The organism is Bacillus nitratireducens (genome assembly GCF_001884135.1).
GTDB lineage: Bacteria > Bacillota > Bacilli > Bacillales > Bacillaceae_G > Bacillus_A > Bacillus_A nitratireducens.
This window is the reverse complement of sequence record NZ_MAOC01000062.1, coordinates 1-20,583: the sequence shown is the minus strand read 5'-3', so window position 1 is coordinate 20,583 and position 20,583 is coordinate 1. Positions and strand designations below refer to the sequence as shown.

The window sequence follows — 20,583 nt, the reverse complement described above, 5'->3', positions numbered from 1 at the left end:
TTTCCTCTTAAAGAGACACATTTCACTAAGATTCGATTTGATATAATCAAAGTTGAATTTTTATATCCTATTTAGGTGAAAACTGAAACTCATAATAAGAGGAGGTGAAAAAGATGGCTAAACCTTTCGTTATAAAGAACAAACGTAGTTTAAATGGTGAAACAACAACTCCAGTATTAGTAACAATTAAAGCATGGCAAAAATTAGTGGCAGCTTTAGAAGGCAAATACTATAGCTTTAAAGATACATATCTAGAAGATATCGTAAATTCAATGTCTTACGAGGAACGAATTGCAGATGAAGAAGGGTTTGTTGAAAAAGCCAAACCATCTTTTTCACTTCAAATGAAAAATCTCTTCACTAAAGCAAATGGTAGAAAGCATAAGCTATATGGTATTACTAATGCAGATCTAGAAGTATTTCTATTTCTAAATAAAAAATGTAATACCTATGGTGAACTTTCTCATGTTTCCATTCACATGCTTTGGGAGGACTACAAAAACTATAAAGAAGCCTTTTCACATATTCATCATTCACAATTCTATGTTGCATTGAAAAAGCTTAGCTTACACAACATCATTGAAATTGAGAATGAGTACAGTGGTAAATATAAAATTACATTAACTGATTTTATGAACAAGGAAACGAATAAAGCGAATCCTTACACGTTTATCAGCCCAATTGTATTTACAAAAGAGTTCTTCGATTTATCCATTGCTGCTAAAAAGCTATTTATTGATATCGCAATGCAGCAAAAACGAGAAACTACTTTGAAACGTTCACTATACAAATTTGATGAACAAGGACAACAGACTCATTTTGGCGGTATGTATCGCTTCTTACATAAGAAATATCCACATCAGATACGTTCTGTAATGGCTGAATTAACAACTAAATCAACTGCTACTGGATCTTCTTTGTTTAAAATTTGCAAATTAGAAAAAGGGAAAAAGAATAAAAAGCAGTATACAACACTGCATTTATCTGTACACCCTGATTTCCTGTGTAATAAGGAAATAGGGGAAGAGTATCGCGATCCATTTACACCAAGACTTACATATAAACGTAAAGCTAAGTTCATTGAAGAATCGTTAGTTGAAATGAATATTGCAGAATTTACAAAAGATATAAACCAATTTGTAAATGTCTTAAAACATTCCTGTCATCGTCAAATCCGACAAGTAATTCGTGGATTACGCGAAATGATTGATAGACAAGAGGGTTTCCCTAAAAATCTTGTTTATACACTAAGCAAATTATTAAAGCAGTCTTCTCAATATCGCGTATTAGATACGGCTGCTAAAACAGGTATTTATTCTCTAATTACACATAATGTACCGAAAGAGAAACAAGAAGATGCGGTATTTAAATTTGGTACTCACTTCGCTATATATTCATTACAAAATGTTAAGAAGTTATTCTGTAAAGCGCATGACCTTCTTCATGCTACATATGCGGTTCCTGTGACTGAAGAAGCATACCATCGTAATTATATGCAGTATCAAGAAGAAACACTATTTAGGAAGTATGCTTTTGAACAAGGGGTAAATGTTAACGCATATATTGCATTAGAAATTAAAATTCGTGAATTATTAAAATCTCATGGCCATAAAGAACGTCATATTCCAAGTGATATTCGCGAACTGTTCATTGAAAAAATAGATAGATTGCCTAAGGAAAAAATCCGCGTAATTGAAGTTCCAAAAGACTTTAATTTAATCGATTTTCTTCAATCCTTAGAAACTTATTACCGTAAAACTAGTGAAACACCACACACGGTAGATCAGCTGCTTCCTGCAATGTAAAATTACATGCTCTCCTTTTTTGAAAAATCAAAGACGGAGGGCTATTCGTGCTGAAATTAAAAATTATATTCGTACTATCCAAACAAAAAAGAGAGAGATTCTTAAATTTGAGTTAGAATACCTCTCTTTTTTTTTATACACTTTCATACAAAATTCCTAAAATATAATCAGTAATTCACAATTTCACTTCATATTTTTTCTGAATATTCACTCTATTATTACGATTTAATCTACTAAAAATCGTAAATATATATATAAATTCAGTGGATATCTTAATAGTATTGTCCAAATGTGTACAATAAAAATAGCTCAAAGCTTCATTTATAAACGTTTCATATAAAAATCTACTTAAAATCAGAATGTTTTTTGTTAATAATGTGGATTTACTGAATTATGTCTATAACTTACTTCTAAATGTTAATAAAATGTGGGTTATTTTATAGCGTATGTGGAAATCATGTTATTAATTTAAGCTAGACTACCATTAATCTTATATACACTTCTACGTATCAAAATGGTGCTGATTATATGTAGGTTAAGTAATTCAACTTTATGATATTTTGTATATTTAGAGCGACGTAAAACGCAATAAATACATTTCCAATAAGTGTTTTTTTCGATTTTTTATGGTTCTATAACTTTGCAGACACTGTTATTACTGAGTTTGTAAGCCATTTTTCATAAGTATAATAGTTTTATCTTTATATTCTTTTTATATAAAAGACATATATTATATTAGGTTTTAACGTACTATCCGAAAAATGCGCATCTCTTGATTATCTAAAAGGTAAGAGTCTTTCACTAAGAAAAAAATAAATTTAAATATTTGAAGATGCTGATAGTATTATTTTATAAAAGATGTGTAATCAGTATGAAAAGGAAAATTAGTTCAAATAGAAGCATTATCAGTATGAACTAAAGGGAAGAGATGTATTAATTGCTCAGATAACAATTATACGCTGAGTTTATCCATATAAACCTTAATTGGAAGAGACAATACAATATCATCTTAAATGAACAAACAACTCATGAGGAGTCGATAAGACCTATATTAGAGTAAAAAGACAACTTATTTTGTCGAACAAGTCTGCCTAAGATTGAAAATACTTTATACATAAGGTGTTTGGTTTAGCTTCATAAACTAGTAATTTACAGGATTCTTTTTACATATTGAAAATATGCTAAGCTTCCTAAAAAAATGACAAAAAATATAGAATACTATATTTAATATATCTTGTTTTAGAAATTAAAATAAATAAAAACATTAGAATTAATTTTTGACCTTTCATACTTACTACAGCAAGCTATTCAAGCTTACAATTTCGGGACTGGATTTTTTGACTTTATTGGTGCAAATGGTGGCAAGTATACGAAAGAATTAGCAATCAAATTTTCGCAACAACAGTATCAAAAAGTAAAACATACTGGTATGTATCATTGTCTTAGACCAGAAGCCGTACCGTATCAAGCGTGCTACGGCGATATTGTGCGCCCGTAGAGGGAGCAAGAGAACATGGTGATTGCAAACCATTAGGTCTTCCCTAGATGACCTATCATCACTTGACTAACCTTGGAAGGAAACTGAAGGGGGACAATAGCATGTCAAGAAAGCCGTAAGTTGATTAATCATCGAATCACGACTGAACGGCAAGATGTGAAATATGGATAAGGATGAAAGCTATACTGCTTGAACGATAGCACAAGGAAGGCTACCGTAACTCATTTCGGAAGATGGTTATATACGGAATGTGGTAGATGACATAGCGATAAGGGTGTCGTCGCTATGTATAGGGACATTTACCATCCTCCACTATACGTGGAAACGTGTGAAAGTCGCATCCGAAACCATATGTGCAAGTCTCTTGTCTTCTAAACGGGGATTACCTAAGTTGGAATGCCGGAAGGCTATTGAGGATGACTTCAAGGTACTGCCAAGAAGTGTGGCTCATGACCATCCAATACGGTAACGGAGCCTTCATAGTAGTCCGAGCTAGGGAAAGCCTAGTACATGGCGAAGGAAGGCAGTCTGTCCGCTTAAAAAATGAAATTGGGGAGGTGCGAAAGGCATCATGCAAAGTCCAAAAGTAGTATTAAGCAACCTGCAAAGACAGAGTCAGAAGGAAGAGTATAAATTCCGAAGACTCTATCGAAATTTGTACAATCCAGAGTTTTATTTCACTGCATATGACAATCTGAGTAAAAATGATGGAGCACTCACGATGGGTGTAGATAGACGTTCTATTGATGGATTTTCAATAGGAGTTATTGAAGAGCTGATAGAAGTCCTTAAGCAACGGGCATATCAACCGTTCCCATCAAAAGAGTGTATATCCCAAAGAAAGACGGAAAGAAAAGACCATTGGGTATACCTAGTTTTGCGGATAAATTGGTGCAAGAAGTTGTGAGAATGATATTGGAAGCAATATATGAACCAACGTTCTCCGTATCATCACATGCTTATCGAAAAGGAAGAAGCTGTCACACGGCACTTCAAGAAATCCAAAGAACGTTTACTGGTAGCAATTGGTTTATTGAAGGGGATATTAAAGGTTTTTTTGATAACATCAATCATCATACTTTGATTGGCATTTTAAGAAAACGTATTGAAGATGAGGCATTTATTGAACTGATATGGAAATTTCTTCGTGCTGGATACTTGGAAGAATGGAAATTTCATAATACCTTTAGCGGTGCTCCGCAAGGTGGTATTATCAGTCCACTTCTATCTAATATCTACTTGAATGAGTTAGACCAATACATGATGAACTATATACAACAATTCAATCAAGGTAAAAAACGAAAGAACAATCCTGAATATCAACGGAAATATACTCAAATGAGAAGCACGATTCGGAAGTATAAAAATGCACTGGAAAAAGAACAAAAGGAAGAAGCACAACAACATTTAGAACAAGCTAAAGCGTTAAAGAAAGAATTGCAGACGATTCCATATAGTAATCCAATGGATTCAACTTATAAGCGTCTTACTTATGTTAGATACGCTGATGATTTCCTAATTGGTGTAATTGGTTCAAAGTACGATGCGAGATATATTAAGAAAACGTTAACTGAGTATCTAATGAAGACACTTCAATTGGAATTGTCGTCAGAGAAAACGCTTATTACCCATGCTTCTGAAAAACATGCAGGATTTCTCGGTTACAATATTCGTGTTTTTAGAGGAAGTGCACCTCGAAAAGATGCGATTGGGAGAGTATGTAGATACCTTAATGGAAAAGTTCAATTAAAAATGCCTCATGAGGCTTGGGTCAACAAATTGAAGAAATACCAAGCTATCAAAATGAGTGCCGATGGCACTTGGATGCCCAAAGACAGAGGATACTTCATTCATAATGAAGATTTAGAGATTGTCGCTCAATATAACAGTGAAATAAGAGGATTGTATAACTATTATCGGCTAGCAGAAAACGTGAGTAATCATATGCATCGTTTTGCTTACTTTATGTATTACTCTATGCTAAAAACATTTGCATCTAAGTATAGAGTTAAAACAAAAGAGATTCGAAAACGTTATGAGAAAAACAGACGATTTACTGTCACATATAAAACATCTCGAGGAGAAAAGCAAACGCATTTTATTGAATGTAGTTTTCCACGAGAGAAACAGTCAAAAGAAGCGAACTTAGATTTAATTCCAGATACAAAATATGTGTTAAGTGAAACGAAACTCTCTGATCGAATCAAAGCTGAACAATGCGAATTGTGTGGGAAAGCGAATACCACAATTCATATGCACCACGTAAAAAGATTGAAAGACATTAAAAATAAGCCGAACAAGTCCTTTCTAGAGAAACGTATGGTTTCAAGGAATCGTAAAACCATAGCGTTATGTAAAGAGTGCCACGTAAAAAGGCACAAAGGAGAGGTTTAGCAGGAGACAGATGGAGAGCCGGATACATTGAGAGATGTAAGTCCGGTTCGGGGAGGAGCACTTAAAAACCTACTACAGTAATGTAACAAGGCGTTGGGTGCTTACTCTACTTGTACGTTGACGTAGTTTTAAAATATTATCAGCCGGGTTCTGTCGTTTCTGGTGGAGGAGGAAATGCAGGAAGTGGAGGAAGTAGCGGTTCAAAAGTTGCCGATGTAGGTCGCCAATGGATAGGGCGTTCTACGTATGTATTTGGTGGAGGACGTAACACAAATGACATTGCAAGAGGGATTTTTGATTGTTCAAGTTTTGTGCGCTGGGCGTTCGAACAAGTAGGGATGTATACCAGTCCGATGGGAGCTGTAAGTACTGAAACATTAAATAAAATCGGTACAAAAGTATCGGTAAATGATATGAAACCAAGTGACGTTATTTTCTTTGATACCTACAAACATGCCGGGCACGTTGGCATTGTAATTGATAAAAATACTTTCATTGGATGCCAAACGAATAAAGGTGTTTCCATTGAAGAGCTAAATAATCCGTATTGAAAAAAGTCTTTTCTGGTTATGTAAGAAGGTTCTAAAAACCTAAATAATAGGAGACTGAAAGAATGAAAGAGAAACGCAAATCTTTGTTTATTGTGTTTGTCTTTTTAGTTGTAGGTGTGACAGCTTTTAATATCTATTTGAGCAAAAAATCAATGAGTGATGGAAAAGAAAAACAGTTAAAACTTTCAAATGAATTACTAACAAAACAAAATGAAGACTTAAAAAGACGACTTAATAAGGTACTTGCCTCCGCACAAGAACAACAGAGAAGAGCGTATTTATCGACAGCCGAAACCAATCGAAATGAAGTTTTATTTACAAGAAAATGAACCCGGTCAAAAGGAAGTAAATGTGTTAGCTGAATTTATAAATGTCACGACGGATTCAACACAAAATCGAGAAGAAAAAGTCAACAATGTGTTGCGAATCATCATAAAAAAGGAAAAGGGAACATGGCGAGTTACAAGTGTAGAAGAGCTCAATATGAAAGTTTTATAACAAAAAAGGTGAGGATGTGATAGGTGCAATCAGTAAGAAGGGTGAAAGAATTAATTTGAGAAGAAATAAGTCGTGGATCTACCTAGCAATTATCGGCTTTCTATTTTTCGGTTTTTTCGCTTTCTTGACATCTAAAATTCACATGCCGAACGATGAAAAACTATTCCATACGGAAACACACAAAGTAATCAAGTTGTCGGGAATGGGGAAATTGATTGTAGAACAGAGGGAGTACAATCCACATAAAAACTTCATAGAAATTCGATTTTGGATAGAAGGATATGAGGAAACTGGCTTTACGTTTAAGGCACAAGAAAAAGGGAAGCCAGGTGTTCAATTACCTGTCAAAGTGTTGTATGAAGAGAACGGAAATTATGTGATAGAAGTCAAAGAATTATCTCCAAATTGGGGAGCTTTAGCTTTAGATATTTACAATAAAAACAGTGAAAAGGAACAAATGGATATTCGTAAATTCACACAAGATGTTAACGAGTACGAAGATGAAAATACAAGTACAAAGAGTCCAAATAAACTTGTTCAGACGATTTTTACCGATCAAAGAAAAACAAAAGCAAATGATGAATTGTTAGCTGAAGATAAAAAAATATATGAGTTAGATTTTATAGAAAGAGACAAAAAAGATATTGAAACAAAGATCGAAAATTATGGGAAAGCAATCAAGCTTGAAGAAGAAAATGGGAAGACAGTTTTTGAGAAAGTGAAAGAACTGAAAGATGAAATGAAGTACCAAACCGAAGCAGAAAAAACGGAAACTCAATCGAAAATAGCATCTTTAGAATCCAAAATAAAATCATCAGAAAAGAACGTTGAATTGTTTAAAGGTGAACAAAAAATTGCACGAGATAAGATCAAAAAATTAGAGCAAAAGGCACAAGAAATTAATAAAAACTGAATAAAGTCATGTCGTCAGTGAGTACTCACCAGTTCAATTTGAGTACTCAGTGAGTGCTCATTTGGTGGTTTTTGTATCGTCAGTGAGTACTCATCTGTTTGATTTGTGTCATCAGTGAGTACTCACCTAGAGGATTTTCTTGCCCCCATCGTTTTGCTAGGCTCCGCCTAGCCCCACACCCTCGGTGGGGGCAAAAACCCCTTATGCTCTTCTCACTATTTTTGGTTCTCTACCCACAATTGCAGAAAGGGGCAAAAATTGTGCATCTAAAAATAAGAGATATAGATCCGGTTGTAATCAAAAAATTTGATGAAATGGCAAAAAAGAAAGGAATTTCAAGACAAAAACTTTTAAAAGGAATACTTGAAATGACGGCTTATTTGCCGGAGCAAACAAAAAAAGAAATGGAGTTAGAAAATTTAATTCAAAAGAACATTTATGCAATGAGAGAGTGTTATAGCGAAATGAAAAAAATGAATGACTTTATACAACTCATGACACAGGATGATGAAAATGAGTAATGCTGTTCCTGTTCAACCTTCCAGTACACCGGGTGTTGTTTTAAAAACAAAATTTGTGTTACCAAGTTCGGATGCATTTCAGAACTATATTGAGTATGTAGACCGGGAAGAAGCACAAAGTGAAGTGAAGCTGAATCCGAAAATGTTTGAAACGTATCAAGAATATATGGGAAATCCAGAAAATACATCGGCACTGTTTACGGAACACTCAAATCGTTTAACAGAAAGCGAAAAAAAGTCCTTAAAGGAAATGTTTAAAACCGCTCACGAAAATGGAAGTATCATGTGGCAAGATGTCATTTCTTTTCATAATCCTTGGATTGAGGAACAAGGCATTTATGATTCGAAGACAAAGACTTTAGATGAAAAAAAGTTAATGGATGTGACACGGATTGCGATGAAAGAAATGCAAAAAAGAGAGGGATTAGAAAAAAGTTCTACCTGGTCGGCAGCCATTCATTTTAACACGGACAACATTCATATTCATGTGGCAACTGTTGAACCATTTCCAACGAGAGAACGTGGAAAAAGAAAACCCAAAACATTGGATGCGATGAGGGGAAAAGTCGTAAACAATTTGTTAGATCGTAAGCAGGAACAGAAACAAATTAATGATCAGATTCGAAAAAATATGGTGGGAAGTAAAAAAGAAGATTCCATTTTTGATTGGCGCAATCAACATTTGAAACCATTGTTTTTACAAGTCTATAAACAGTTACCAAGTGATAAAAGACAGTGGCAGTATAGCTACCATTCAGCCATTAAAGCCGGAAATGGTAGCTATACTGTTTTAAAAAATCAAATTTGCCCCTAGTAGTGAGGTAAGCTGAAAAATAGTCTTATTGTAATGAATTATTTCTCTTTCTTGAAGATATGCACCCTTAAATTTTTCTTCTTATTGAACAATCTGGCCCTTTAGTGGAGTAACTTTATTGCTGCTCAACAGTTCCTTAATCCGTCTTTCAGTTCAGAGCTTCTTTTCACTATAAAAACATCCCTTTAGATAAACAGATCCAAATGGACAAAACATTTCTCCTTTTTTATAAACACCGTGACTTTATTTAAAAGCGACATTAAAAATATTCTTCAAATCCTGGAGGCATAAGTTTGCCACAAATAAAAAGAACCATAAAATATCTGAAAAACAAATCATCAACCTTATAAAGTTATTTTATTGATGTATCTATCTCATAATAGTTGTATGAGCCAGGGATAGCCCTCATTCCCCCATCATTTCCACCAATCATTAAATTCAGATGTGGTGGTTTATTTTTTTAATCACTACCGTATCCTTTTCAGATCCAATGACATTCACTTTATAAGGATGATTTGTCAGGATATTCATTAATTGATTGGCCATATATTGAGGGGTGTAAACTAGGTCGTTTTTAAACCAATAAACCAGCATTCCTAAGATGGAATAGGCTGTATAATAAGAATTTATTTCATGATTAATATGATGGTTTGGATTTATTCGTACCGCTCTTAAATTTTTTAAAAAATGCTCATTGATTATTTCACACAAATACTCTTGAAAACCTGAATACACATGCTTATTCAGCATTAATTGATAATAATCAACATTATTCCAAAAGTGCGTGAATAGCGCCATTGCCGCAGAAGACATTTCTTCAAATAGGATATCCTTGTCGTTTGGGTAGGAGTCAACTAATGCTTTAATCAAGTCTTCCATCTTTTCTTGAACTATTTCTTCTAATAAATTTTCTTTGCTTTCGTAATGGGAATAGAAGGTTCCTCTATTACAATCCGCTCTTTCTGTGATCTCCGTAATGGATATTGACTTTAAATCTTTTTCTGCCATTAATGAAAAAAGAGATTTTTTTAAGGCTATTTTTGATCGCTTAACTCTTCTGTCCGTTTTTGGATTATTTTTCATCAAATTTCCCTCCAATGTTCAATATTTCAAAAAAAAAAGACACATACAAATGATTTGGTTGATACCCGACAATACTAGATTTTTTGATTATGGTCATACTCTGTTCTCGATATTATAATATAACTAACAATTGAACAATAACAAACAGCTGATTGATAATCAACAATTGTTTGTTTTTGTAAATTTCAAACAAAAAAGAAGGGAAAGTACATGAGTACAAAAACGAATACTATCACGTTTACGAATTCTCGACCAATTAACAGATATAATTGAATCCAATCATATTACTACCTAAAATAATGAACGCTTATAATTAGGGTTTTGTGACTGATTAACGAAAACATATCTAAAAAAGAGGTATACACAATGAATACAAAGCTAAAACGTCCAACGACAATGAAAACCTAGTTGTTTGAAGACGTTAGAAAAAATGAAATCTTGTTTGGAAGTTTTACGGAGATTTATGAGCTGATTGAAAGCAAAAAGGGAGAATTAACAGACAAGTGGGTTCAAGATGTTGAGGACAGTTAATGGATAACTATCAGCAACAATTCATTAATTTACATAAAGGGGAGAGGGTTACAAATGGTTATAAAGGAAATACCGCAACCAAAAACAGATGGAGATCTTGGAAATTTATTATTATTAAATAAAGAAAAACCACTTCAATCTTTAATGAAAATTGCTGATCAAATGGGAGAAATATTTAAGTTTGAAACACCAAATCAGGTGACGCGTTATGTATCTAGTCAACGATTAGTTAAAGAGGTATGTGATGAATCACGCTTTGATAAAAGCATAGGCCAAGCACTCAAAAATGTAAGAAGCTTTGCTGGAGATGGTCTTTTTACGAGTTGGTCATATGAAAAGAACTGGAAAAAAGCTCATAACATTTTATTACCAATTTTTAGTCAACAAGCAATGAAGGGGTACCATGCGATGATGGTAGATATCGCTATGCAGTTGATTCAAAAATGGGAGCGCTTAAATGCTGATGAGCACATTGATGTACCAGAGGATATGACACGTCTGACACTTGATACAATTGGACTTTGTGGTTTTAATTATCGCTTTAACAGTTTCTATCGTGATCAGCCTCATCCATTTATTATGAGCATGGTGCGTGCACTAGATGAGTCAATGAGCCAATTACAGCGTGTGAATCCAGATGATCCATTATATAAGGAGAAAAAATTTCAACTTCAAAAAGATATTCAATACATGAATGGGTTAGTGGCTAAAATAATCGCAGATCGAAAAATAAGTGGTGAGCAAGGAGATGATTTGCTTGCTCATATGCTAAACGGAAAAGACCCGGAAACAGGAGAAATGTTAGATGATGAAAATATTCGTTATCAAATGATTACATTTTTAATCGCAGGCCATGAGACGACGAGTGGTCTATTGTCGTTCGCACTTTATTTCTTAGTGAAAAATCCGCATATTTTACATAAAGCAACAGAAGAAGCAACTCGTGTATTGATAGATCCTGTTCCTACTTATAGACAAGTGAAGCAGTTGAAATATATTACTATGGTATTAAATGAATCCCTTCGTTTATGGCCAACTGCTCCTGCTTTTTCACTATATCCAAAAGAAGACACTGCGCTTGGTGGAGAATATTTGTTAAAGCAGGGAGAAGAGATTAAGGTACTTATTCCACAGCTTCACCGTGATAAAACAATTTGGGGTGAGGATGTAGAGGAATTTCGACCAGAACGTTTCGAAAATCCAAGTACAATTCCACAGCACGCATTCAAGCCTTTTGGAAACGGACAGCGTGCATGTATAGGACAGCAGTTTGCAATTCATGAAGCGACTCTTGTACTTGGAATGATGTTGAAGCATTTTGATTTTTATGATCATGAAAATTACGAATTAGATATTAAAGAAACTTTAACGTTAAAACCAGAAGGGCTTACTGTAAAAGCAGTATCAAAAAAAATCCCTCTAGGTGGTATTCCTGCTCCTTACCGTGAACAGCCAGAAAAAAATGTTCGTAAAGTAGTGGATAATGTTCATAACACGCCATTACTCGTACTACATGGTTCCAATATGGGGACAGCAGAAGGAATAGCACGTGAATTGGTAGATATCGCTCTTAGTAAAGGATTTGCAGCACAAGCTGCTTCATTAGATTCTCATGCAGGGAACCTTCCTAAAAAAGGAGTGGTATTGATTATCTCTGCTTCTTATAACGGAAATCCGCCTGATAATGCGAAGAAGTTTGTAGAGTGGTTGGAGAAAGCATCTGAGCATGAAGTGAAAGGTGTTCACTATGCTGTATTTGGCTGCGGCGATAAGAGCTGGGCCACTACCTATCAAAAGGTACCTTTCTTTATTGATGAACAACTTGCAATAAAAGGAGCAGAGCGTCTAACAGGGCGTGGTGAAGGAGATGCAAGTGATGACTTTGAAGAAGCTTATGAAGAGTGGCGTGAGCAGCTATGGAATGATGTAGCAGATCACTTCAAGCTTGATATCGAAGGAAGTGAGACAAGTGCCTTTACTCTTTCTATTAAATCTGTAGACAGTGTAGCGGAAACAAATTTAGCAAAAATGTATCCTACTTTTACAACAAAAACTGTAAAGAATGAAGAATTACAACAGCCATGTAGCTCAAGAAGTACAAGACACCTTGAAATTTCTTTACCGAATAATGTAACTTACAAAGAAGGCGACCATCTAGGGGTGATTCCGAGAAACTATCCAGAATTAGTGAATCGTGTATTATCCCGTTTTCAGCTAAATGGATCTGATTATATCCGTTTAACTGGTGACAATACAAAGCTAGTACATCTTCCTTTAAATCGCATTGTTTCAATTAATGAGTTACTGCAATTTGTAGAACTTCAAGAACCGGTCACAAGAAATCAATTACGTGCAATGGCAGCAAAAACTGTTTGTCCGCCACACAAAATAGAGCTCGAAGCACTATTAGAAAAACGTGTATATAAAGAACAAGTTTTATCCAGACGATTAACTATGCTTGAATTATTAGAGAGATACCCAGCATGCGAAATGGAATTTAGTAATTTTATAGAATTACTTCCAGCATTGCGTCCACGATATTATTCAATTTCTTCTTCGCCAAGAGTAAATGACCAGAAATTGAGTATTACCGTTGGTGTTGTGGAAGACAATGCATGGAGTGGAAATGGAAAATACAGAGGAATTGCTTCTACCTACTTAGCTCAGCTTAAAGAGGGAGATTCGATTACATGTTTTATTTCAAATTCACAGTCTGGCTTCGAACTTCCGAAAAATCCCAAAACCCCGATTATTATGGTGGGGCCGGGAACAGGAATTGCACCATTTAGAGGTTTTCTGCAAGCTCGAAAATCAATGAAAATTAATGGTGAATCATTAGGTGAAGCGCATCTCTATTTTGGGTGTCGTTCACCTAAAGAGGATTATCTATATCAAGAAGAACTTGGACAAACACAGAAAGAAGGAATTGTGGCTCTTCACACAGTTTTCTCTCGAATGAAGGATCAGCCGAAAATATACGTTCAGCATTTAATAAAACAAGATGCTGAAAATGTGATTAATTTACTTAATCAAGGTGCGCATTTGTATATATGTGGTGATGGAAGAGAGATGGCGCCTGATGTAGAAAATACGCTTATAAAAAGTTACGCTGATATTTATAATGTGAGTGAACCAGAAGCACGTGCGTGGCTACAACAGTTAGAAGAAAACCTGTATTATTCAAAAGATGTTTGGGCGGGATAATAAAAAAATGTATTAGGGTTCTGTCGCAAAGTTTAAAAATCATTTAATCGTTCGTAATTCGAATAAAACAGGAAATAAGTTTTTGGGCTGTTCTCAATATCCCACATGTACACATACAGACCCAAATAACAAAAGAGCTGTGATGAAAATTCAGCTCTTTTGTTATTTTTAGAAATTAATTTTAAAAAATCATACTCTCATCAAAAAAAGGCTTCTTAGGTTTCGATATAACCAATGTTTATTTAAAAGTGAATGACATAAGGCCTAAATAACAAAGGGTGTGTTGTAAGCGAAAATAAGTGGTTTAAAGTGAGTTAAGGATGTTATTAAGAATTTTTCTGTGAAATATCTGAAAAACAAATAAATAACCTTGTAAGGTTTGTTATTTTATAAAGGTAAGGAGTGAAAATATTGGAGAATACAGTAAAAGAAATCATTGATGATTTAGAGTATCTGTTCAGAAATGGAGAAATTGGCATGGAAGTAACGAATCCGGCTTACTATCAGAGGTTTTGCAAGGTACTAGATGTAACAGAAATGCGCTATGATTTACACATTCATGAATATGATGGGGATTCCCTAGTTGTTAAATTAGTGTAAAATACAAATATTTAAGGGGTTAATTTTCTTGAAATATAAAAAGAGAATGGGGAGGAAAAGGTTATAAAAATTGGTACATCTGAATGGCTTTTTCTTAGTAAGGATATTAAGCTGAAGTTGATCCGTTTGGCTGTCATAGATAGTAAATATAAACAAGCAAAATAATAACCCTTCATTTGCTTAACAGCAAACAAAGGAGAATGCCCATGAAAGAAATTGATAAATACATGACGCCATCTGAAGCAGCTTTTTATTGGGGGATTCCTCGTGAGACAATTAAGAATAAATATAGCCCCTCTCTAATGAACGAGAAGTAAATAAATGATTTAGAACGCATGTTACAAGAAGATTTAGTGAAGTATTTTTTGCATCCTGAAGGGAAGCGTAAGGAATGAATTATAAGCCGACAGGCAATGTATGAATGGTTTGGAGAACCAAAAGACAAGTAGGAAAGGGGGATAATAATGCAAGAGGAAACATTTTCTCTCTGGGGAGGATTCAAGAGTGCATTTCGTTTGGTTATTTGGTTTTGGATCTTTATGTTTTTGCTATTTGGTGAAAGCTTGCTACAATAGAACCAGGTCGAATGGAAAATACCCTTAGGTAGCTCTCGTAGATTTAAAGTCTATGAGGGCTTCTATTTTGAGTCCTAAATAATTTCACGTACCGATTTTTTTATAAAAACATTCATCTCAAAAACTTAGTATATGTATACATTCAAATATCGATTTGAAATAGGGGTTTGGAAACGATTCGAGGGATGAGGGGCCACCATGGAAAATAAATATACAACCAAGAGAGAAATCTTTAAGTTTTGACTTTTATATCCTAAATTTTAAGGATAAATTAAGTTTCAATTGATAGAAAGGATATTCTTTTAACTAACCATTATCAATAGGGTTTACTCCATTGATAAGATTACAAGTTATTGATTTTAAAGGATTTAGAGGTTCTCAAATACAATTATCAAAATTGTATCGTGATATTTAATTCCAGAGTGGCCCTCGAAACCCATAATAGTTTCCGTACCCCTATAAGATTTTAAATTTTTTAATAAAAAAGATAATATATATTTGGATGGAAGTCCAAATATATATTATAAAAATTAAAGTGGTTTAAGTCGGAGAGAGGCACCTTAGGGTGTCTTTTCTTTATGTAAAAAATGCCCATATTAGATGAGTGGCTTAGGATGTTGCTTTTCAGACGATAAAATTAAGCAACTATATTATCAGTACATCAAAAAATGTTTTTTAAACGGAACACCAAACAAAAAACTCTGTAAAATTATTACAGAGTTTTATCTCGACTTTTCATTTACTATTTACTTGGTGATAACGTCAAATCTCCAAATTTCTTTTTAATAGCTGGAGTCGTTGCCTTAAATTTATATTCATCACCATCTTTTTTAATTTCAAATACAATTGGCTCTTTCCCATCTTCTTCTAAACTAATTTCATCTTTTTTAATTTTATATGTAAACCCTCTTGTGAAAGCTCCTATCTTGAAAGAAACCGTATTTTTAGCGAATTCTGCTGTATATGATTCCCCATTGGTAGCAACGACATTCCACTTTTTAGATTGCAAATCATCTGATGGATCTTTACCACAAGCACTTAACCCCATAATTGCTATAACTATTAATAAAACATAAATACTTTTTCTTTTTAAATCCTTCATACTTTTTTCTTTCTCCCCCTTTAAATAACAAAAAGGATATGCTTTTGCCCTTTAAAAGCTGAAAGGCATTCCCTTTCTATATTTCCCCTAAAATACCTTTCTATGTATATTATTTTACAATTAATTACAAAAACAGTCAAAGGTATTCATATATTGTTGTAGTAAGTTTTACAAAAAAATTGGTCAAACTTTTTTATAATATTTGTACACTAATTCACAACAATGAATCTATTTTTTACCAATCTTTTTTCAAAATATGAAGAGTTCTTCTTTAATAAAAACAACATTTTTAGCATACTTTGAATCAAACTTTATTCAAAACCAACAACTACAATATGGTTTGTAGCGGGGCTCTTATATTTTTAGATCAGAATTAAATAACGTTATTATCACTTTACAGAGACGTTATGTTACCTGAGCATGTATACAATATACAACCAAAATCAAACAACATATCATTTCTGTTAAATGGTAAAATAGGGAAAAGGAGGGGCGTAAGTGAAATATATTAACGGATTGTACATATCACTTATATTGATGATGTTTATTAATTTACTTAATACTACAATATTTGATAATGAATATTCAGGGATAACAATGTATCTCTCCTCCGTTATATTCATAATTGGGAGCACATTTTTCGGAAATGCAAAACGGCTTAAAATTAGTGAGAAAAAATAAACCATTTAGGAGGTGACAATCATTAATGAAACAACAAGAACACGTTATCTTTCGTGAGGTTCAGCGATCCCCAATTTGGGTATGGATACTCATATTAGGGGTCGCCATACTGATGTGGTATGGATTCATTCAACAAATTATTTTTGATACCCCGTTTGGAGATAAACCAGCTCCCAATGGTGTATTAGTTGTTTTGTGGTTGTTTTTCGGAATTGTCTTTCCTGTGTTAATGCTTGGAGTATTGAAACTGATCATTGAGGTCCGTGAAAAAGGTCTTTATATTCGTTTTGTTCCTTTTCATCTTCAATATAAGCAGTACCTTTTCAAAAATATACATCACTATGAATGCATTACTTACAGTCCACTAAAACGATTTGGGGGATGGGGAATTCGTTTTAACCTTAAGGGTGAAAAAGCATATAACATGAATGGAAAGAAAGGTATAGAGTTAAAGTTGAAATATAACACAGTGGTAATCGGCACTCAAAAATCAGACGAATTAAAAAAAGCATTGGACTCAGTACAAAAAGTATAATGAAAATTAATCTTCAACAAACGGGCGCAATTCAAGAATTTGTACTAGGTATACCTAATTTAAAAACAACTTAAATTTACTTCTGAGAACGGTGATTATGTGAACTTCATATCAGATTGGTATTTAATAAAAGAAATTTTATAAGTTGATCGAACATCTAAAAGGAGTATGGGGTATTTTGAGAAAATCTAAACCTACGTAAATGGGACTGCCCTTCTTGCCTTACACACCATGATAGGGATATTAACGCAAGTATCAATCTAAAGAATGAAGCGATAAGGCTTCTAACCGCAAGGACTGTGGAGATAGCCTAATAAATTAGAGTTCGATAGAACTCTTTACTTAGGAATCCCCCTCTTCTAAACGAAGTGAAAGTGGAGGTAGTTCAAGAGGCGGAAAAGGAAAAATGAGGGGAAATATGAGCAAAAAAAGAAAACGTTATAATCATTATGCTAAAAATATTAAAAAGAAGAGAAAGAGAGCGGATTCGAAACCAACACTTATTCAAAGAATGTTACGATTGACGGCGAAAATCTTATATGCCATCATTGTATTGTTTATTATTTCTATAGTTAAGTATGTGATACTTCCGGATTATTGGAGTGAACTTCCAGTTGAGGTTGCAGTCATTCCTTTTTTTATCTTGTATTTCCATCTGTTTGATGATATATGGCCAGAAGAAAATAGGAAGAATAGTAGAAGAAAAATGAAGGAAATAGAATCGAAACCAACATTTATTCAAAGAATGTTACGTTTGATAGCAAAAATTTCATATATCATCATTGCAATTTGTATTTACTGCATCATATCTATATTTTTTGTGTCTTGGGGCTTTTTGGGGGATTTATTACTTGGGATGTTAATGATTGTTTTCATTGTCTTGTATTATCAGCTGTTTGTATGGCAAAACAAGAATGTGAATAGGAATACGAGTGAAAGAAAAAATTCTGGAGATAGTGATTCAGATTTATCATCGGGGTACTAGGATAGCAGTAACGGTTGTGATAATGCGAATGATAGTAACTTCTGTAACTTAGGAGATGATGAAAGAAATTCAAACATAAATTAGTTTGTAAATGTTTGGGATGCGTGAATTGAGAAATACATAATACGATTCTTTCTGCAATGAAATTAGACTATGTTATTCATGATATTAAAAGAGACGACTCAAAGAACAAGGGGCATCAAGTTTTTGAGTTGTCTCTTTTTTATCTTTAAATCACCGCATCAAAGTCATTTAAATTGGTAAACGTCAAGTAACTCAAAAATATACAACAAAGGTTGATTTTAGAGTTACTTGACGTTTACTTTTTAATCAAACTTTATTTCAAAGCTACAATAACACCACTTATCAGTAGTCCATGTATCTAGAAATCTCAAAAAGTCCCTTCAGATTTCTGAAGAGACTTTTTATTCATAAAACTATTAGAAAAGTTACTTAAAAGATTTTTTCCAATTTGAATAATAATAAATGAACTGAATTAATAAAGTTATTACTGCAATGCCAGTAAAGGTTACAAAATAAGTTAATCCCAATTCTAATAAATATATTACTATTAGCGCGTTAACTACTAAAGGAATTGAAGCTAAAACATTATAAAGACGTTTTTTATAAAAAAGATGATCTTTTTCATTTATATAATTATTGACCATAAAAATCCTCCTCGTACTGTCCACAAGTACATTATCTCTTTTCGAATATGTGTTACATATCCCATGTAAATTTAGCACATAATTTAATTGGACTTACAGATTGCTCTTCAACGAAAATTATACCTCATTTTTTGTAAAAAATATACAATTTAAACTTTTCGTAAAATATATAATGGAAACATCTGTTATACGAACGCATTAGAATAGTATAGTTATCTATACCTATGAATGAATATTATTATGATGTTGATATTGTTTTAAAGGGTTTTATACGAAATGAACAAATGGATTTTTTAGGAAACGAAAATGATATACTATTTTATTTTCTTAATTCACATAATTTTCGAAATTAAAATCTATGGATGTTAATATTTGTTATATAATATATTTGTCAAAGCATTACCCCTGTAGTTTCTAAGATGAACCTGTAAGATAGTTTGTTTGTCCCGTATATTCACCTTAAACAAAAAAACTTGTAGGGATTCCTACAAGTTCTTTTTGTTTTTCCGGTTAAATGTTGACTTGAAATAAAGTTACTATTTTTTGAGGGGGAAAAGTAAATGTTTGTAAAAGCAGAAAGATTATTAATACGAAAATTTGAGTTCAAAGATTGGCAAGCTGTCCATGAGTATACATCAGATATCAATGTTATGAAATACATACCCGAAGGGGTTTTTACTGAAGAAGATACAAGAAACTTTGTGAATGAAAACATTGGTGAAAATGCTAAGAACTTTCCTGTGGTATTAATAGATGACAATATCCTAATTGGTCATATTGTTTTTCATAAATATTTTGGTGAACATACTTATGAGATTGGTTGGGTGTTCAATTCTAAATATTTCAATAAAGGATATGCTTCTGAAGCAGCAAAAGCTACATTGAAATATGGGTTTAAGGAAATGAAATTACATAGAATTATAGCTACATGTCAGCCACAGAATACCCCATCATATCGAGTGATGGAGAAGATTGGAATGAGAAGAGAAGGATATTTTAGGAAGTGTATACCACATGGAAATGAATGGTGGGATGAGTATTATTACGCTATTTTAGAAGAAGAATAGGGTTCTGGTGCAAACACTCCAAAACTTGGACATACTGATACTAGTACTCTAAAAAAGGAAGTGATTAGTATGGAAAAGTAAAATCTATTCTTTCAGGAATAGAAACGATGCATATCATTACAAAAAGGAATCCATAACGGGTTCCTTTTTTACACCCTTCAAAAGGTACACTTTTTAAACGCATAGCACCACAGCTCGATTCAGAAGCACATAGTAGCATCTTTCAAGAACCAAATAAAAAATAGTAGCTTAAGCCAAACGATCAGCTCACGCTACTATTTTTATTTATGTTGAATCTCTTAAGAATCTTAGTGTATGGATTGAATCATCTGGCGTAAATAATTTCTTCTTATAAAAGATTAATCTACGGGACAAAAAAAGATATATTAAATAAAATGATCAAACTTTTTTTAAAAAAATGAATGTGGGTAAAATGCCAAAGAGCTAAATTTTGATCAGACTTTTTTCAAAATTTAGCTCTTGTTTTTTACTGAAAAAACAATACGTCACACAAGGTTTTGATCAAACTTTTTTTAACACCTACACCTTGTTCCATGC

General features: G+C 33.3%; 12 protein-coding genes and 8 pseudogenes. 17 read left to right on the top strand and 3 right to left on the bottom strand.

What is annotated here, in order from left to right; translation table 11 throughout:
• Positions 1 to 113: 113 nt before the first annotated feature.
• The 8 genes and pseudogenes from BAU23_RS17705 to mobP2 form a co-directional block, all read left to right on the top strand.
• Positions 114 to 1,805 carry a hypothetical protein gene (locus BAU23_RS17705; RefSeq protein ID WP_071734893.1) on the top strand — a complete coding sequence of 564 codons (1,692 nt, stop codon included), beginning with the start codon at positions 114 to 116 and terminating at the stop codon, positions 1,803 to 1,805.
• A gap of 1,294 nt (positions 1,806 to 3,099) precedes the next feature.
• Positions 3,100 to 3,294 (top strand): annotated as a pseudogene (locus BAU23_RS17700) (lysozyme family protein); the annotation flags it as partial.
• Positions 3,295 to 3,874: 580 nt separating this feature from the next.
• Positions 3,875 to 5,697, top strand: a pseudogene (locus tag BAU23_RS17695) (reverse transcriptase/maturase family protein).
• 110 nt (positions 5,698 to 5,807) lie between these two features.
• A pseudogene (locus BAU23_RS17690) lies at positions 5,808 to 6,283 on the top strand (C40 family peptidase); the annotation flags it as partial.
• A gap of 27 nt (positions 6,284 to 6,310) precedes the next feature.
• A pseudogene (locus tag BAU23_RS30650) lies at positions 6,311 to 6,746 on the top strand (MerR family transcriptional regulator).
• Positions 6,747 to 6,762: 16 nt separating this feature from the next.
• On the top strand, positions 6,763 to 7,659 hold the full coding sequence (locus BAU23_RS17680) for a hypothetical protein (protein ID WP_071734892.1): 897 nt from the start codon (positions 6,763 to 6,765) through the stop codon (positions 7,657 to 7,659).
• A gap of 260 nt (positions 7,660 to 7,919) precedes the next feature.
• On the top strand, positions 7,920 to 8,180 hold the full coding sequence (locus tag BAU23_RS17675; protein WP_071734908.1) for a hypothetical protein: 261 nt from the start codon (positions 7,920 to 7,922) through the stop codon (positions 8,178 to 8,180).
• Positions 8,173 to 8,956 (top strand): annotated as a pseudogene (gene mobP2, locus BAU23_RS17670) (MobP2 family relaxase); the annotation flags it as partial. The gene BAU23_RS17675 and the pseudogene mobP2, both read left to right, overlap by 8 nt.
• 476 nt (positions 8,957 to 9,432) lie before the next feature.
• On the opposite strand, the gene BAU23_RS17665 reads toward mobP2, so the two are convergent.
• Entirely contained in the window at positions 9,433 to 10,077 is a 645-nt protein-coding gene (locus tag BAU23_RS17665; protein WP_071734891.1) for a TetR/AcrR family transcriptional regulator, read from the bottom strand.
• A gap of 585 nt (positions 10,078 to 10,662) precedes the next feature.
• Here BAU23_RS17665 and BAU23_RS17660 point away from each other — a divergent pair.
• From BAU23_RS17660 to BAU23_RS17645, 4 genes and pseudogenes are all read left to right on the top strand, one after another.
• A complete protein-coding gene (locus BAU23_RS17660; protein WP_071734890.1) occupies positions 10,663 to 13,812 on the top strand; it encodes a bifunctional cytochrome P450/NADPH--P450 reductase in 3,150 nt (1,049 codons plus the stop codon).
• Positions 13,813 to 13,846: 34 nt separating this feature from the next.
• Positions 13,847 to 13,984: pseudogene (locus BAU23_RS17655) on the top strand (topoisomerase DNA-binding C4 zinc finger domain-containing protein); the annotation flags it as partial.
• Between the two features lie 239 nt (positions 13,985 to 14,223).
• Positions 14,224 to 14,412, top strand: coding sequence for a hypothetical protein (locus BAU23_RS17650; protein ID WP_071734889.1), 189 nt, complete (start codon positions 14,224 to 14,226; stop codon positions 14,410 to 14,412).
• Between the two features lie 206 nt (positions 14,413 to 14,618).
• Positions 14,619 to 14,807, top strand: a pseudogene (locus BAU23_RS17645) (helix-turn-helix domain-containing protein).
• A 922-nt stretch (positions 14,808 to 15,729) separates the two neighbouring features.
• Here the strand turns inward: BAU23_RS17645 and BAU23_RS17640 are convergent.
• A complete protein-coding gene (locus tag BAU23_RS17640; protein ID WP_071734888.1) occupies positions 15,730 to 16,089 on the bottom strand; it encodes a hypothetical protein in 360 nt (119 codons plus the stop codon).
• A 498-nt stretch (positions 16,090 to 16,587) separates the two neighbouring features.
• Here BAU23_RS17640 and BAU23_RS17635 point away from each other — a divergent pair, with 498 nt between their 5' ends.
• The 4 genes and pseudogenes from BAU23_RS17635 (at position 16,588) to BAU23_RS17620 (ending at position 18,290) form a co-directional block, all read left to right on the top strand.
• On the top strand, positions 16,588 to 16,770 hold the full coding sequence (locus BAU23_RS17635) for a hypothetical protein (RefSeq protein WP_071734887.1): 183 nt from the start codon (positions 16,588 to 16,590) through the stop codon (positions 16,768 to 16,770).
• 25 nt (positions 16,771 to 16,795) lie between these two features.
• On the top strand, positions 16,796 to 17,305 hold the full coding sequence (locus BAU23_RS17630; RefSeq protein WP_071734886.1) for a DUF6141 family protein: 510 nt from the start codon (positions 16,796 to 16,798) through the stop codon (positions 17,303 to 17,305).
• A gap of 182 nt (positions 17,306 to 17,487) precedes the next feature.
• A pseudogene (locus BAU23_RS29870) lies at positions 17,488 to 17,619 on the top strand (zinc ribbon domain-containing protein); the annotation flags it as partial.
• A 104-nt stretch (positions 17,620 to 17,723) separates the two neighbouring features.
• Positions 17,724 to 18,290, top strand: coding sequence for a hypothetical protein (locus BAU23_RS17620; RefSeq protein WP_071734907.1), 567 nt, complete (start codon positions 17,724 to 17,726; stop codon positions 18,288 to 18,290).
• A 449-nt stretch (positions 18,291 to 18,739) separates the two neighbouring features.
• Here the strand turns inward: BAU23_RS17620 and BAU23_RS17615 are convergent, their stop codons facing one another.
• Positions 18,740 to 18,958: a hypothetical protein gene (locus BAU23_RS17615; protein ID WP_071734885.1), complete on the bottom strand. Its 219-nt coding sequence runs from the start codon at positions 18,956 to 18,958 to the stop codon at positions 18,740 to 18,742.
• A 560-nt stretch (positions 18,959 to 19,518) separates the two neighbouring features.
• On the opposite strand from BAU23_RS17615, the gene BAU23_RS17610 reads away from it, so the two are divergent.
• A complete protein-coding gene (locus BAU23_RS17610) occupies positions 19,519 to 20,025 on the top strand; it encodes a GNAT family N-acetyltransferase (RefSeq protein ID WP_071734884.1) in 507 nt (168 codons plus the stop codon).
• Positions 20,026 to 20,583 lie beyond the last annotated feature (558 nt).

Excerpts from the sequence above, each read along its gene's own strand:
- BAU23_RS17615 (WP_071734885.1), bottom strand. The coding sequence starts at position 18,958 with ATGGTCAATAATTATATAAATGAAAAAGATCATCTTTTTTATAAAAAA.
- BAU23_RS17630 (WP_071734886.1), top strand. The coding sequence starts at position 16,796 with ATGAAACAACAAGAACACGTTATCTTTCGTGAGGTTCAGCGATCCCCA.
- BAU23_RS17620 (WP_071734907.1), top strand. The coding sequence starts at position 17,724 with ATGAGCAAAAAAAGAAAACGTTATAATCATTATGCTAAAAATATTAAA.
- BAU23_RS17665 (WP_071734891.1), bottom strand. The coding sequence starts at position 10,077 with ATGAAAAATAATCCAAAAACGGACAGAAGAGTTAAGCGATCAAAAATA.
- BAU23_RS17705 (WP_071734893.1), top strand. The coding sequence starts at position 114 with ATGGCTAAACCTTTCGTTATAAAGAACAAACGTAGTTTAAATGGTGAA.
- BAU23_RS17610 (WP_071734884.1), top strand. The coding sequence starts at position 19,519 with ATGTTTGTAAAAGCAGAAAGATTATTAATACGAAAATTTGAGTTCAAA.
- BAU23_RS17640 (WP_071734888.1), bottom strand. The coding sequence starts at position 16,089 with ATGAAGGATTTAAAAAGAAAAAGTATTTATGTTTTATTAATAGTTATA.
- BAU23_RS17660 (WP_071734890.1), top strand. The coding sequence starts at position 10,663 with ATGGTTATAAAGGAAATACCGCAACCAAAAACAGATGGAGATCTTGGA.